This is a genomic window from Novosphingobium sp. CF614, assembly GCF_900113255.1.
Taxonomy (GTDB): domain Bacteria; phylum Pseudomonadota; class Alphaproteobacteria; order Sphingomonadales; family Sphingomonadaceae; genus Novosphingobium.
The window spans coordinates 178,070-192,504 of the sequence record NZ_FOOR01000007.1 but is presented as its reverse complement, the minus strand read 5'-3'; the positions used below and the strand labels follow the sequence as shown (position 1 = coordinate 192,504).

General features: G+C 67.8%; 14 protein-coding genes. 6 read left to right on the top strand and 8 right to left on the bottom strand.

All coding sequences use genetic code 11. The features are described 5' to 3' along the window. Positions 1-253 precede the first annotated feature (253 nt). Positions 254-1,576 carry an NAD(P)/FAD-dependent oxidoreductase gene (locus BM052_RS10725; RefSeq protein ID WP_091146478.1) on the top strand — a complete coding sequence of 441 codons (1,323 nt, stop codon included), beginning with the start codon at positions 254-256 and terminating at the stop codon, positions 1,574-1,576. A 23-nt stretch (positions 1,577-1,599) separates the two neighbouring features. On the opposite strand, the gene BM052_RS10720 is transcribed toward BM052_RS10725, so the two are convergent. From BM052_RS10720 to copC, 4 genes are all read right to left on the bottom strand, one after another. Continuing rightward, positions 1,600-3,075: an aldehyde dehydrogenase family protein gene (locus tag BM052_RS10720; RefSeq protein ID WP_091146476.1), complete on the bottom strand. Its 1,476-nt coding sequence runs from the start codon at positions 3,073-3,075 to the stop codon at positions 1,600-1,602. Beyond that, a complete protein-coding gene (locus BM052_RS10715; RefSeq protein WP_091146473.1) occupies positions 3,072-4,352 on the bottom strand; it encodes an NAD(P)/FAD-dependent oxidoreductase in 1,281 nt (426 codons plus the stop codon). Before BM052_RS10715 ends, BM052_RS10720 begins: the two co-directional genes overlap by 4 nt. 185 nt (positions 4,353-4,537) lie before the next feature. Beyond that, the gene (gene copD, locus BM052_RS10710; protein WP_091146471.1) at positions 4,538-5,398 is read right to left on the bottom strand and encodes a copper homeostasis membrane protein CopD; all 861 of its coding nucleotides are present in this window, start codon (positions 5,396-5,398) and stop codon (positions 4,538-4,540) included. A gap of 4 nt (positions 5,399-5,402) precedes the next feature. After that, complete coding sequence (gene copC, locus BM052_RS10705) at positions 5,403-5,789, bottom strand: copper homeostasis periplasmic binding protein CopC (RefSeq protein ID WP_091146468.1); 387 nt, start codon at positions 5,787-5,789, stop codon at positions 5,403-5,405. A gap of 200 nt (positions 5,790-5,989) precedes the next feature. On the opposite strand from copC, the gene BM052_RS10700 reads away from it, so the two are divergent. From BM052_RS10700 to BM052_RS10680, 5 genes are read left to right on the top strand one after another with little or no spacing between them, the layout of a single operon-like run. After that, complete coding sequence (locus BM052_RS10700; protein WP_143084808.1) at positions 5,990-6,253, top strand: hypothetical protein; 264 nt, start codon at positions 5,990-5,992, stop codon at positions 6,251-6,253. Further along, positions 6,253-6,693: a Spy/CpxP family protein refolding chaperone gene (locus BM052_RS10695; RefSeq protein ID WP_091146464.1), complete on the top strand. Its 441-nt coding sequence runs from the start codon at positions 6,253-6,255 to the stop codon at positions 6,691-6,693. Before BM052_RS10700 ends, BM052_RS10695 begins: the two co-directional genes overlap by 1 nt. A gap of 6 nt (positions 6,694-6,699) precedes the next feature. Next, positions 6,700-7,251, top strand: coding sequence for an RNA polymerase sigma factor (locus BM052_RS10690; RefSeq protein WP_091146462.1), 552 nt, complete (start codon positions 6,700-6,702; stop codon positions 7,249-7,251). 26 nt (positions 7,252-7,277) lie between these two features. Continuing rightward, positions 7,278-9,026 carry a copper resistance system multicopper oxidase gene (locus BM052_RS10685; protein ID WP_091146459.1) on the top strand — a complete coding sequence of 583 codons (1,749 nt, stop codon included), beginning with the start codon at positions 7,278-7,280 and terminating at the stop codon, positions 9,024-9,026. Next, positions 9,026-9,937, top strand: a complete 912-nt coding sequence (locus BM052_RS10680; protein WP_091146457.1) for a copper resistance protein B — start codon at positions 9,026-9,028, stop codon at positions 9,935-9,937. The genes BM052_RS10685 and BM052_RS10680 overlap by 1 nt, the downstream gene beginning before the upstream one ends. 201 nt (positions 9,938-10,138) lie before the next feature. On the opposite strand, the gene BM052_RS10675 is transcribed toward BM052_RS10680, so the two are convergent. The 4 genes from BM052_RS10675 to BM052_RS10660 form a co-directional block, all read right to left on the bottom strand. Then, the gene (locus BM052_RS10675) at positions 10,139-11,287 is read right to left on the bottom strand and encodes a M20 aminoacylase family protein (protein ID WP_091146561.1); all 1,149 of its coding nucleotides are present in this window, start codon (positions 11,285-11,287) and stop codon (positions 10,139-10,141) included. A gap of 18 nt (positions 11,288-11,305) precedes the next feature. Continuing rightward, positions 11,306-11,791, bottom strand: a complete 486-nt coding sequence (locus BM052_RS10670; RefSeq protein ID WP_091146454.1) for an Lrp/AsnC family transcriptional regulator — start codon at positions 11,789-11,791, stop codon at positions 11,306-11,308. Between the two features lie 13 nt (positions 11,792-11,804). After that, on the bottom strand, positions 11,805-13,214 hold the full coding sequence (locus tag BM052_RS10665; protein ID WP_091146451.1) for an aminotransferase class III-fold pyridoxal phosphate-dependent enzyme: 1,410 nt from the start codon (positions 13,212-13,214) through the stop codon (positions 11,805-11,807). A 141-nt stretch (positions 13,215-13,355) separates the two neighbouring features. Then, a complete protein-coding gene (locus BM052_RS10660; RefSeq protein WP_091146449.1) occupies positions 13,356-14,432 on the bottom strand; it encodes a tartrate dehydrogenase in 1,077 nt (358 codons plus the stop codon). Positions 14,433-14,435 lie beyond the last annotated feature (3 nt).

Here is a 14,435-nt window from a genome sequence, read left to right as displayed (position 1 = left end):
GAACTTGCCTGCCGCGCGGCGGAAAGCGGGCGCCGGCGGATGCCGGGGGCGGCAGATGCTGCCGATCCGCGCCCGGGCGGGTGGGCGCCTCGCTCGAACCGAGGGGGCGGGAAGCGCCGGGCATCACGGGCGGGGCCCCGCGCATCTGCCGAATGCGCGCATCTTTTCAGTGCAATCTTTCGAGAGGGCGATGGCATGAGGGCGACAAGCGGAGTTCCCGGCCTCCGTCCCAATTGCACGAGGTTCCGCATAGATGTCCCCCACGGTCGAGCGCATTCCCAGTGACGAGCGGCTGCCTGCCGCCGCCGATGTCGTGATCGTCGGCGGCGGCATCGTGGGCAGCGCGGCGGCCTATTACCTCGCGAAGCGAGGCCATTCGGTGGCCTTGCTGGAGAAGGGGCACGTCGGCTGCGAACAGTCGAGCCGCAACTGGGGCTGGTGCCGCCAGCAGAACCGCGACGCGCGCGAGATGCCGCTTTCGGTGCTTTCGATGCGGCTGTGGGACCAGCTCGCCGGCGAGATCGGCAAGGACCTTGGCTTCCGGCGCTGCGGGCTCGTCTACGCGACCGATGACGAGAAGATGCTCGCCGGCTGGGAAAGCTGGGCACCGGTGGCGAAGGAGTTCGGCGTCGCGACCCGCATGCTCACCGCCGCCGAGGCCGCCGGGCGCATGCCGCAGACCCGCCGCGCCTGGGTCGGCGGCCTGCACGCGGCCGAGGACGGCAAGGCCGAACCCGCGCTCGCCGCGCCGGTCCTGGCCGAAGGCGCGCGGGCGCTTGGCGCGACGGTCCACCAGGATTGCGCCGCGCGCGCGCTGGAAATCGCCAATCGGCAGGTCGTGGGCGTCCATACCGAGCGGGGCTATATCCGCGCGAATGCGGTGCTCTGCGCCGCCGGCGCCTGGGCTTCGCGTTTCCTGCGACCCCACGGCGTGCGCTTCCCGCAGGCCAGCGTGCGCCAGACCGCCTTGCGAACACAGCCGACGGCCAATGTCGGCGAAGTGCTGTATTCGCCGGATTTCGCGATGACGCGCCGCCTCGACGGCAGCTATACGCTGGCGATCAGCGGCCGGGCCACGCTGGAACTGACGCCGCAGGGCATTCGCTATGCCCGCGAATTCATGCCGCAGTTCATCCAGCGCCTGAAGGCGGTGCAGATGGGCGTGGGCAAGTCCTTCTTCTCGGGCCCCGAATCGCTCTCGGCGCTGCTTACCAACGACGATCGCGTGTTCGAGCGGCACCGCGTGCTGGATCCCGAACCGATGGGCAGGCTGGTGCGCCAGATCATGGCCAATGTCCGCGGTACTTTCCCCGAACTGGCGAAGATCGAGATCGCCGGCGCCTGGGGCGCCTTCGTCGATTGCACGCCGGATGCGGTGCCGGTGATCTCGCCGGTGGAGCAGGCCGGCGGCCTGTTCCTGGCGGCGGGCTGTTCGGGCCACGGCTTCGGCGTCGGGCCGGGGATCGGCTATCTCGCGGCGCAGCTGATCGTCAACGACGCGCCCGGCATCGATCCCGCGCCGTTCCGGCTCTCGCGGCTGATCGACGGATCGAAAGTGGAAGTCGGCGCGCTCTGATACCTGGTGGATACAGGGCGGCTTCAGGCCGCCGCGTATCCCAGGATGGACTTGGTTTCGAGGAACTCCTCCATCCCTTCGATCCCGAATTCGCGGCCGTTGCCCGAACGCTTGTAGCCTCCGAACGGGGCCTGGGGGTCCCAGGCGGGATAGTTGAGATGCACCTGGCCGCAGCGGATGCGGCCGGCGACGGCGCGCACTTGCTCCATGTCGGCGCCCTGCACATGGGCGCCCAGGCCGTAGATCGTATCGTTGGCGATTTCCACCGCTTCGTCGATGGTGTCGTAGGCAATGATCGTTAGCACCGGGCCGAAGATCTCCTCCTGCGCGATCGCCATGCCGGAGGCGACTTCGGAAAAGATCGTGGGCCGCGCGAATAATCCGCGCTCCAATCCTTCGGGCCGGCCGGTGCCGCCGCAGATCAGCTTCGCGCCCTCGGCGATGCCCATGCCGATCATGTGCTGGACCCGTTCGAACTGTGCGCGGTTGGAGACCGGGCCATGGGTGGTAGCCTCGTCGCGCGGATCGCCGACGACGAACCGCGCCGCCGTAGCCGCGGCGATGCGTTCGACTTCGGCAAGCCTCTCGCGCGGGACGATCATGCGCGTGGGGGCGCTGCAGGACTGGCCGACATTGCGAAAGCACGCGGCCACCCCCGGCCCGACGGCGCGTTCGAGGTCGGCGTCGGGCAGGATCACGTTGGGCGACTTGCCGCCGAGTTCGAGCGCCACGCGCTTGACGGTATCGGCCGCCGATTTCGACACCAGCACGCCGGCGCGGGTCGATCCGGTGATCGAGATCATGTCGATCCCGGGATGGCAGGAAAGCGCCTCGCCCACTTCCGGTCCGGTTCCGTTGGCGAGGTTGAACACGCCGGCGGGCAGGCCGGCATCGTCCACGATCTCCGCGAACAGCAGGGCGCTGAGCGGGGACAGTTCGCTGGGCTTGAGCACCACCGTGCAGCCCGCCGCCAGCGCCGGCGCGACTTTGGCGGTGATCTGGTAGAGCGGCCAGTTCCAGGGGGTGATGAGGCCGCACACGCCGATCGGCTCGCGCACGATCGCCGTCGTGCCGCGCATCCGGGTGAAGGCATAGCTTGCGAGGTTTTCCGCCGCGACGCGCACGTGTTCGGCCGCGAAGGGCACTTGCGCCGCGCGCGCATAGGCAATCGCCGCGCCCATCTCGCGCGAGATCGCCTGGGCGAGGAGTTCGGCGCGTTCCAGGATCAGCTGGTGGACGCGTGACAGCAGCCGCGCGCGCTCTGCCGCCGGCGTCGCGGACCAGCGCGGGAAGGCCGCCCGGGCGGCGGCGGCGGCGCAGTCCACGTCGTCCGCCGTGGCCAGCGCGATCTCGGCAACGGTTTCCTCGGTCGAAGGATCGATCACCGGCGCGCGCTTGTCCGATAGCGGCAGGATCCAGTGTCCGCCGACCAGGATGCGATCGAACCGGCCAGCGGCTTCGAGGTGGGCGATCGGATCGGCCGCTTCACGGACGGTCATTTCAGGCGATCCTGAAGGCGGTAATAGGCGCCGACGATCGGCAGGAACCAGGGCTTGCCGAAGTGGCCGGGAATGGCGGGCCAGTCGAAGTCCCGCCAGGGATTGAGATCGACGTTGCCATCCATCACTTCGGCCATCACCGTGCCCATGTAGGTCGCCATCTGGGTGCCGTGGCCGCTGTAGCCCATCGAATAGTAGAGCCCGTCCTTGCGCTGTCCGGCGCGCGGTAGGCGGTCGCGGGTCATGTCGACCATTCCACCCCAGCAATAGTCGATCCGGGCGCCGGCGAGTTCCGGGAACACGTCCAGCATCGATTCGCGCAAGATCGCGCCGCTCTTCATGTCGGACTTCGGGTCGGACACGGCAAAGCGCGCCCGGCCGCCGAACAGCAGGCGATTGTCCGGAAGGACGCGGAAGTAATTGACGATGTTCTTGGTATCCGTCGCCATGCGCCGGCGCGGCATGATCCGGTCGAGCTGTTCCGGCGGCAGCGGTTCGGTGGCGATCAGGAAGCTGCCGACCGGGATGATGCGGCGGCGGAACCATCCCAGCGGCCCGACGCTTGAAATGCCGCTGGCGAGCAGCACTTGCCCGGCTTCGATCTTTCCGCGCCGCGTGGCGACTTCGTATGTGCCGGCGCCGGTCTTGCGAATGCCGGTGACGGGCGTGGCTTCGTGGAACTGCACGCCGCGCCGCGCCGCCGCATCGGCAAGGCCGCGCACGAAGCGCCCGACATGCAGGCCGGCGCCTTTCTCGAAGATCAATCCGCCGTGGAAGCGATCAGTGCCGACTTCGCCGGCCAGTTCGGCGCGGCTTACCATGCGGGTATCGGGATCGACCTGCCGCGCGAGTTCCTCCTGGGTGCGGGCGAGCTTGTCGTAGTGCTCGGGCCGCGCGGCGAGCTTGAGCTTGCCGGTGCGCGCGAAGCTGCAGTCGATGTCCTCCTCGCGCACCAGCCGCTCGACCATGTCGACCCCGGCATCGAAGGCGCGGTAGAGCTGGTTCGCCTGCTCGTTTCCGAACCGCGCGGCCATGATCCGGTAATCCTGCGCGAAGCCGTTGTTGCACATGCCGCCGTTGCGGCCGGAGGCCTCCCCGCCGACGACGTCGGCCTCGCAGACGACGACGCTCGCGCCCTTTTTCGCGAGCGTCAATGCGGCCGAAGTGCCGGTCAGCCCGGCGCCGACGATCACGACATCGGCCTTGCCGCCGACGGGCGCCGTGGTCCCGCCGGCAAAGGCCGGGACCGTATCCAGCCAATAGGACATGAGCTTCATTCGGTGTCCCTTATCCGATTTTCCGGCCGGGTGATCGGCCGCCGGTGGGTCTTCGCATCCGGTGGGCAGCATAGGCGCGGGCGGCCCAGCAATATGCCGCTTTCGTCAGCGCAACCGAATTTGCTGCCAAATTTCCTTCCGCCCCGCTGCGGTCGTGCGGCGGGTCCCGCTCATCCGCCGGCCCGTTATCCGCCGGAAGGATCGAGCACGCCCGCCAAGGCGACGAGGACGACGATGCCTATCGCGCAGGCGGTTTCCATCAGCAGCGATCGGGCCAGGCGCTTCGGGGCGCCGGGACGCCCCGCGGCCAGGGCCGGGACCAGCCACCAGCGATTGGCGGCGGCGAGCGCCAGCATCGCGACGAACAGCATGATTTTCGCCCCAATCAGCAGCGACCAGGCACTGCGCGGCGACCACCCGGCGGACACGGTAACAAGAAAGCCGTTGGCGATCCCGGTCACGGCGAGCAGCGTGACGATCACGGTGCCGACACGCGCGAAGCGGGAAAGCGCCAGGACCCTGCCGGTACTGTCGCCGCCCCGAAAAGTTTCCTCGAGGAAACACATCAGCGCGCCGATCCAGGCGGCGGCGGCGAGAAGGTGGACCGCGTCGGAGAACTGGTGCGCCATGCCGGTGAACCCCTCGCCGGCGCCGGCATGTCCGGTCCAGGCGCAAGTGACCAGCGCGACGCCGGCGGCCATGGCCATGGCCGCATTGCGCGCAAAAGCCAGCGTCGCCAGCAGCAAGATCGCCAGCGCGGCGAAGCGTGCCAGCAGCACGCCGCCCAGCGGCGTCGCCCCAAGCACGGCCTGGACCGTCGCCGGATCGAGCGCGGCGATCGGGCTTGCCGCCATGACCGCGACCGAAGCCACGGCCCAGAGGAAAGTGACCGCCATCGCGGCCAGCGCCAGCACCGCCTGGACCTTGCGCTGCCCGGCGCCCGCCGTCCGCTGTCCCTGGGTCAGCCGATGGATCGGCAGTCCCGCCGCCAGCAGCAGCAGGACATAGGCCAGCAGGCGCGCCGCGATCAGGATGCCGTCCGCCACCAGTTCAACGGACGGTGAAGTTGTAGCTGCCTTCGATGCGGTGCTGGTCGGCGGCCACCGCGTGCCATTTCAGCGTGTAGCTCCCGGCGGGGAGCGGGCGGGGCAGCTTGACCTTCAAGGTCTTGCCTTCGGCCTTGGCGACAAAGCCGGTGATCGGCATCGGCTTGTGGTTGGCCATGCCCGGCATTCCGGTCATCACCAGGTCGATGCCGGAAAGCGGGCCGACCAAGGCTTCGTTGAAAGTCAGCGAAATCTCGGCCGGCTTGGCGACGCTGGCATCGGCGGCGGGCGATGACGAAACGAGCTTGGGGTGGGCCATCGCGGCGGCGGGGGCGACCAGCGCCAGGGCGGCGAACGAGGCCAGGGCGGAGGCGAGGGGAAGGCGGGGCATCAGGGTTCTCCTTGGCGCGGCCGGCTGGTGCCGGCAGATAGGGACTATACGCCGCCGGGCGAACCATCCCTCGCCGCCCGCGAAAAATCCGCTAGGGTTGCCGATGGGGGTTGCCTACGGTCGAGGGATCGGCGCCGTGCGCGCGTATCCCCGAGAGCAAGCGCGTCCTTCCGTGTGGGGGGATGCGGCAGGAGATGGAAATGACGGAACTGGACACGGTATTGGCGGCCATGCGCGCTCGGCCCGTGCCGGGCGGGCTGGAGGGGATAGATGAAGCGGTGCTGACCGGGCTCGCGACCTTGCGCGATCGGCAGGCCTCGCTGCGCAGCGTGTCGCTGGCCTGTGTGGTGGCCGGCCTGGTCGGGCTATGGACCGGGGTCGGGACCCATCCGGGGGACACCCGGTCGGCGGACCCGCTGCTGGGCCTGCCCGCCGCGGCGCCTTCCAGCCTGTTGGTCGATTGATGCGCGGGCTTGCGCGCTATGCCCTTGTCGCGCTCGTGGCCTTCCTTGTCGCGCTGGTCGCGGCGCGGGCCGGGCAGGGCCTGTTCCATGCGGATACCAGCACCGGACGCCTCCATGCCCTGATGCATGAAAAGCTTGACCTCGATCCCGGGCAGGAACGGCAGATCGCCAGGCTCGAGGCCGACTTTGCCGCCCGGCGCAAGTCGCTCGATGCCGAATTGCAGGCCGCGAACGCCGATCTCGCGGTGGCGATCACCCATGAGCACCAATATGGCCCGGCGGCGGAAAAGGCGGTCGATCGCTCGCATCATGCCATGGGCGAGTTGCAGAAGGCGACGCTGCGCCATGTCTTCGCCATGCGCGCGGTGCTTCGCCCCGACCAGGCGAGGCAATTCGACCAGGCCGTTGCCGGCGCGCTGACCAGCCGTCCGAAAGAGTAGCCTGGCATGTCCGGGGACGGGGACGGGGAAGCGGCCCGCGCCGCGCTTGCCGGGCGGCAGTCCGGCTACCGCGCGCTGATGGCTGACCACCGCGAGGCCGTGTTCCGCTTCGTGCGGGGCTATGTGGGAGACGAGAGCGAGGCGCTCGACATTACCCAGGACTGCTTCATCGCCGCCTTCGCCGCGCTGCGCCGCTACGATCCCGCGCGTCCGTTCCGCACCTGGATCATGCGCATCGCCGTGAACAAATGCCACGACTGGCGGCGAAGGCGCGCCGTCCGCCGCTTCTTTACACTGGCCCGCCCGATCGAGGAGGCGGCCGGCATCGTGGACCCCGGCCTGGATCCGGAAGCCCGGCTTGCCTCGGACGCGGAAGTCGCCCGGATCGAGGCCGCCATCGCGGCGCTGCCCGCCAATCTCAAGGAACCGCTGTTGCTCTGCGCGGTGGAAGGTATGACCCAGGACGAAGCGGCGGTGGTGCTGGGCATCAGCCGCAAGGCGGTGGAGACCCGCATCTACCGCGCCAGGCAGAAATTGTCGAAACTGCTTGAGGGTTGACGGTGCCGCATGCGTAGTTCCCTTCGATGATCGCGCACACTTCCTTCGACCGCCGCCGCTTCCTGGGTGCATCCGGCGTGCTGGCCGCCTCGCTGGGCGCGGGTGGCTTGTTTCCCGCCTGGGCGCGCAGCGGTTCGCCGGGCCTGCCTTCGCCGGAAGTGCTGTCCGGAGGGGAAATCGCCCTCACCATCGGCGAAAGCCATTTCGGGACCGGCGGGCGCTCCGCCCATGCGGTGACGGTCAACGGCACGCTGCCGGCGCCGCTCATCCGCCTGCGCGAGGGGCAGACCGTGCGCATCGCGGTGACCAACCGCCTTGCCGAGCAGAGTTCCATCCATTGGCACGGGCTGCTGGTGCCGTTCCAGATGGACGGCGTGCCGGGGGTCAGTTACCTGGGCATCGATCCGGGCGAGACCTTCACTTACGAGTTCCCGATCGTCCAGTCGGGCACTTACTGGTATCACAGCCATTCGGGCATGCAGGAAGCGGTGGGCCTTTACGGGCCGCTGGTGATCGATCCCGCCGATGGCCCGCTTGAGGCCTATGACCGCGAGCACGTGCTCGTCCTCTCCGACTGGAGCCCGCTCCACCCGCACGAACAGCTTCGCCGCCTCAAGCTGATGGGCGGATATTTCAACCGGCAGAAGCAGACGCTTGCCGGCCTGCTCGCGGGCAAGGACCAGTCGTTCAAGGAACGGCTGGAATGGGCGGCCATGCGCATGGACCCGACCGATATCTCCGACGTGACGGGGACGACTTACAGCTTCCTCGTCAACGGTCACGGCACCGCGGAAAACTGGACCGGCCTGTTCGCTCCGGGCGAACGGGTGCGGCTGCGCGTCATCAACGCTTCGGCCATGACCAATTTCAACTTCCGCATCCCCGGCCTGCCGCTGACCGTGGTCGCGGCCGATGGGCTGCCGGTGCGGCCGGTCGAGACCGACGAGGTCCAGATCGCCATTGCCGAAACCTATGACTTCATCGTCACTCCCGGCGAGGACATGGCCTACGGGATCATCGCCGAGGCGATCGATCGTTCGGGCCTGGTGCGCGCCACGCTGGCGCGGCGGATCGGCCTGGCCGGGCCGATCCCGAAGCTGCGCGAGCGCCCGCTGCTGACCATGCGCGACATGGGCATGGACATGGCGGCGATGGACATGGGCGAGGGCGGCGTAATCGACCTCAGCAAGCCGGCGAACCAGGGCATGGAGGGACACTCCATGTCGATGCGCGATCCGGGCGCGGCACCGCAGGTTCCGCTGGGGCCCGGCGTGGCGACGCTTTCGCCGATGCCCGCCGATCGCCTGGCCGACAAGCCGACCGGGCTGGAGAACGTCGATCACCGCGTGCTCACTTATGCCGACTTGCGCGCCCGGGAGCAGAACCCCGATCCGCGCCGGCCCGGCCGCCAGATCGACGTCCACCTCACCGCCAACATGGAACGCTACATGTGGTCGATGGACGGCGCGTCGCTTTCCGAAGGGACCTTGCCGATCCCGTTCCGGCTGGGCGAGCGGGTGCGAGTGAACCTCATCAACGATACGATGATGCCGCACCCCATCCACCTGCACGGCCACTTCTTCGAGCTTGTCATCGGCGAACCCGGCCACCGGCCCCGCAAGCATACCGTCAACGTACTGCCGGGCGGCAAGGTCTCGTTCGATCTTACCGCGGACGGTGAGGGCGACTGGGCTTTCCACTGCCACATGCTGCTCCACATGCATGCAGGAATGATGCGCATCGTCACCGTCCGCCGCGAAAAGGGGCGGGGCTGATGCGCCGTCTTGCCTTCGTCGCGCTCGCTTGCAGCGGCGCCGGCCCGGCATTCGCGCAGGAAGTCCATGGCGATCATGCGCCGCCTGCCGCCGCTGCCCCGCAGGATCAGCCCGTGGATCATTCGGCGCACATGGGCCACGCCGGGGAGCCCGAGGCGGCGGCCGACGACACGCCGGGTGATGCTCCTCCCCCTCCGGTTCCGACCGATCGTGCCGCCGATGCCTTCTACCCGCCGGAGAAAGTCGCGCAGTCCTTGAAGGATGTCCTCAAGGGCATGGACTTCACCACGTTCACGCTGCGGGTCGATCAACTGGAATACCGCGCCCGGTCCGGCAAGGACGGCTACGGTTTCGAGGGCGAGGCTTGGTATGGCGGCGATATCGACCGCGCGGTCGTGGCGTTCCAGGGCGAGGGCGGCTTTGGCCGGAAGGCCGAGAATATCGAGGTCGACGGCTACTGGCGCCACGCGATCGATCCCTGGTTCAACCTGCAAGTCGGGATGCGCCAGGATTTCCGTCCGGTTCCCGATCGCACATACGCGATGGTCGGGATTCAGGGGCTGGCCCCCTACTGGTTCGAAGTCCAGGGCCAGCTGTTCGTCTCGAACAAGGGTGACGTTCATGCCCGCGCGACCGCCGCCTACGACCAGCGGATCACCCAGCGCCTTGTCCTGGAACCCGAACTGGAGGCCGACTTCGCATTCCAGGACGTGCCCGAACTGGGCATTGGCGCCGGCTTCGAGAAGATCGAACTGTCAGCGCGCCTGCGCTACGAGGTTTCGCGCATGTTCGCCCCTTATCTCGGCCTGTTCTGGGAACGCCGGCTCGGCGGAACGGCGGAGCATGCGCGGTTGGAGGGCGAGAAAGCCTCGGCCGTATCGGTCGTCACCGGGGTGCGCTTCTGGTTCTGATCGCTGCGCGGCGCACTTCGACTGGCTCAGGACGAGCGGGTCTTGATTCCGATTTCGGGCTTTTCACCATGGTTCGACTGCCGCGCCGCACCGGGCCAACACCCTCCCAGTCTCATTGACCGAGCTCCCGTTTCCCTTCCCCCTCGTCGCCTCGCGGGCGACGAGGGGGAAGGATGAGTTTCGCTCCAAGAGATGTTGGTATCAGTCGCGCAGCCAGTGCCGGGCTAGCGCCACGTGCAGGCGGATGCCGGTTTCCAGCACGTCGTCGTTGAAATCGTAGTGGGGATTGTGCAGCGGTGGCGGATCGTCGCCTCGCCCCTGGCCGAGCCAGAGATAGGCGCCTGGCCGCTGCTGGAGCATGAACGAGAAATCCTCCGAAGTCGCGGCCGGTTCGGGGGCGAGTTCGGCGCGGCCGACGCTGGCGGCAATTGCCAGCGCGTCGGCGGCGGCGTCGGCATCGTTGATCGTTGCCGGATAATAGCGATCGTAGTCGAGCGACCCACGCACTTCGAAGGAAGCCTCGATGCCTTTCAGGATCTGGCGCATGCGCTGCTCGATGCGGTCCTGCACTTGCGGGTCGAAGCTGCGCACGGTGCCGCCGATGCGCACGCTTGCGGGCAGCACGTTATGGGCATGGCCGCCGGCGATCTCCGTCACCGAAAGCACGGCATTGGCGCTGGGCGGGATGTCGCGGCCGATCACGGTATTGAGCTGCTGGACAAGGCTGGCGGCGGCCAGGATCGTGTCGGGCGTATCGTGGGGCAGCGCGGCGTGGCCGCCCTTGCCTTCGAGCATGATGGAGAACTTGTCGGCGGCGCCCATGATCGCGCCCGGGCGCGTGGAGATCGTCCCCGCCGGCAGGCCCGGCCAGTTGTGCAGGGCATAGACGCGATCGCAGGGAAAGCGCCGGAACAGGCCGTCCTCGATCATGTGGCGCGCGCCGCCCAGGCCTTCCTCGGCGGGCTGGAAGATGAAGTTGAGCGTGCCCGAGAACCCCGGATCGCGCGCGAGCACTTGCGCCGCGCCGAGCAGCATCGCCAGGTGGCCGTCGTGGCCGCAGCCATGAAAGCAGCCGGGTATCGTGCTGGTCCAGGCCGCGTTGGTCCGTTCCTCGATCGGCAATGCGTCCATGTCGGCGCGCAGGCCCAGCGTGCGCGTGCCGGTGCCGGTGCGCAGCACCGCGACGATGCCGGTCCCGCCGATGCCTTCGTGGACATCGAGACCGATGGCGCGGAGCTGCCCGGCGATGCGCGCGGCGGTGCGATGTTCGTGGAAGCCCAGTTCGGGGTGGGCGTGGATATCGCGGCGGAAGGCGATCAGCGGTTGCAGCAGGTCGGAAATGTCGTTCATCGATGCCGTCCCGCCCACCTACTCGCCGAACAGGTTCTGGATCGGAAAGTGATGCTTGATGAAGGGGCTCTTGATGACGATGTAACTGAAGTACTTCTCGATCCCGTAGTCGCTTTCCAGCATCTGTTCGATGATCGACTGGTAGTGGGTGACGCCGCGGGCGACGAACTTGAGCAGGTAGTCGTAGCCGCCGCTGACGAGATGGCATTCCACCACTTCGTCAAGCTTGGCGATCCGCATCTCGAAACGCGAGAAGTCGCCCCGGCGATGTTCGCTGAGCGTCACCTCGGTGAAGACGGTGAGGAATTCGCCCAGTTTGTTGAGATTGATGTGCGCGCCGTAGCCGGTGATGTAGCCGGCGCTTTCCAGGCGCTTGACGCGGGTGAGGCAGGGGCTGGGCGAGAGGCCCACGGCGTCCGACAACTCGACATTGGTGATGCGGCCGCATTGCTGCAACATGGCAAGGATCTTCAGATCGATGCGGTCAAGTTTCGGGCCCAGCACGACGTTTTCCCCCTCAGCCCAGCGCCCGTCGGATGTCCGGCATATCCAGCAACTGATCCAGCGACCGTTCCACGCGTTCGAATATCAGGTCCATCTCGCTTTCGGAACAGCATAGTGCCGGTGCGAAGCCTATGACCGCATTGGCAAAACACCGCACGATGACGCCGTTCTCCCAGGTCAGGGCGGACAGCCTGCCGGCGATGTCCAGGTCGGCCCCGAAGCCGGCCTTGGTCCGCTTGTCGCTGACCAGCTCGATCGCGCCGAGCAGGCCGCGTTCGCGCGTATCGCCGACCAGCGGATGCTCGCGGATTCGCGCGAGGTGGTGGGCGAAGCGCGCGCCGGCCCGCAGGCCGTTGTCCAGCAGGCCGTTCTCGTAGAGACGGATCACTTCAAGCCCGACCGCGGCGCTGACCGGATGCCCGGAATAAGTGAAACCATGCCCCACCGCCAGCGCGGCCGGCGCGGAATCCGCGATCGTTTGGTAGACATGATCGGCCATCAGCAGCGCGCCCATCGGCGCGTAGCCGGAGGTCAGGCCCTTGGCGAGCGTCATGAAATCGGGCGAAACGCCTTCGTCGTCGCAGGCGAACATCGGGCCGGTGCGACCGAAGCCGGTGATGACTTCGTCCACCAGCAGGAGAATGCCGAGCCGGTCGCAGGCCGCGCGGATCGCCTTGAGCCAACCGCGCGGCGGAACGATCACGCCGCCCGAACCCTGAATCGGTTCGCAGCAGAAGGCCGCGACGTTGTCCGCGCCCAGTTCCGCGACCTTGGCCTCCAGCGCGGCGACGGTCGAGGCGACGACGGCGCAATCGTCCTGGCCGTCGGGATGGCGATAGGGATAGGGCGAGGCGATGTGATGCTGCCAGGGGCGCGGCAGGTCGAAGCCGCGATGGAAGTTCGCCAGCGCGGTCAGCCCCGCGCCGTTCGAACTGGAACCGTGGTAGCCCCATTCGAGCGCGATGAACTGCTTCTTCTCGGGCTTGCCGATGGCGTTGAAGTAATGGGTGATATAGCGGATCGCGCTGTCCACCGCGTCCGAGCCGCCGAGCGTGAAGTAGACATGGTCGAGGCCGGCCGGCGCCAGCGCGGCAAGCTTGTCGGCCAGCAGGATCGCCGGCTCGCTGCCGAAGTGGAAATAGCCCGTGGCATAGGGCAGCCGGCGCATCTGTTCCGCCGCCACCGCGACGATCGATTCCTGCCCATAGCCGACGTTGACGCACCACAGGCCGGCGAAGGCATCGAGCACGCGCTTGCCGTCGATATCGGTCAGCCACATTCCGTCGCCCGATGCCAGCACCCGCGCTCCGTGCGCCTCATGGCCGCGGAACGAGGTGACCGGGTGGATCAGGTGTCGGCGGTCGATATCGATGAGCGACTGGTTGGACGGGAACGCCGGTGCGCCGGAGAGAACATTTTCCATGCCCCGATGCTATTCGGGCCCGGCCGGCGGGTTGCGCTGAAATCCCCGCGGTCATCGCCCTTCGGCGAAACTTGGGCGCGGCGGCGCGGCAGATTCTGCCGTGCGCCTGGGTTACACCTTTCCCATCGGAGAACCTTGGTATCAGCCGATCTCAGCGGCTATCGCCTTGCCGCAGGATACCGTGTCGGCAGTGCCCTTGAGGTCGCCCGTCCGGCCCGACGGCGATGCCAGCGTGGTTTCGACCGCGCGCATGATCGAGGCGGCGGCTTCGGCCTCGCCCAGATGCTCCAGCATCATCGCGGCGGACCACACCTGGCCGATCGGATTGGCGATGCCCTTGCCCGCGATGTCGGGCGCCGATCCATGGACCGGTTCGAACAGCGAGGGATGCTTGCCGGTCGGGTTGATGTTCGCCGAAGGGGCGACGCCGATCGTGCCGGTGCAGGCGGGTCCCAGGTCGGATAGGATGTCGCCGAACAGATTGGAAGCGACGACCACGTCGAAGCGCTGCGGATTGAGCACGAACTGCGCGGTCAGGATATCGATGTGGTACTTGTCGTGGCTGACTTCGGGATATTCCTCGGCGATAGCCTCCACGCGCCCGTCCCAGAACGGCATGGTGATGGCGATGCCGTTGGACTTGGTGGCGCTGGTCAGGTGCTTGCGCTCGCGCTTGCGGGCAAGGTCGAAGGCATAGCGCAGGACGCGGTCGACGCCGTGGCGGGTCATTACCGTTTCCTGGATCACGATCTCGCGCTCGGTGCCGGGGAACATGTGCCCGCCGACCGAACTGTATTCACCCTCGGTATTCTCGCGCACCACCCAGAAGTCGATGTCGCCCGGCTCGCGGCCGGCGAGCGGGCAGGGGACGCCGGGCATCAGCCGGACCGGGCGCAAGTTGACGTATTGGTCGAACTCGCGCCGGAACTGGAGGAGCGATTGCCATAGCGAGATATGGTCGGGCACCGTTTCGGGCCAGCCGACGGCGCCGAAGAAGATCGCGTCGACCTTGCCGATGCGGTCCTTCCAGTCGTCGGGCATCATCTGGCCGTGCTGCGCATAGTAATCGCAGCTGGCGAAATCGTGCCATTGCAGGTCGAGTTCGAAGCCGTGCGCCGATGCCGCCGCTTCGAGGGCGCGGGTGCCTTCGGGCATGACTTCCTTGCCGATGCCGTCGCCAGGAATGACCGCGATCGAATAGCGGCGTTTCGTACTCATGCC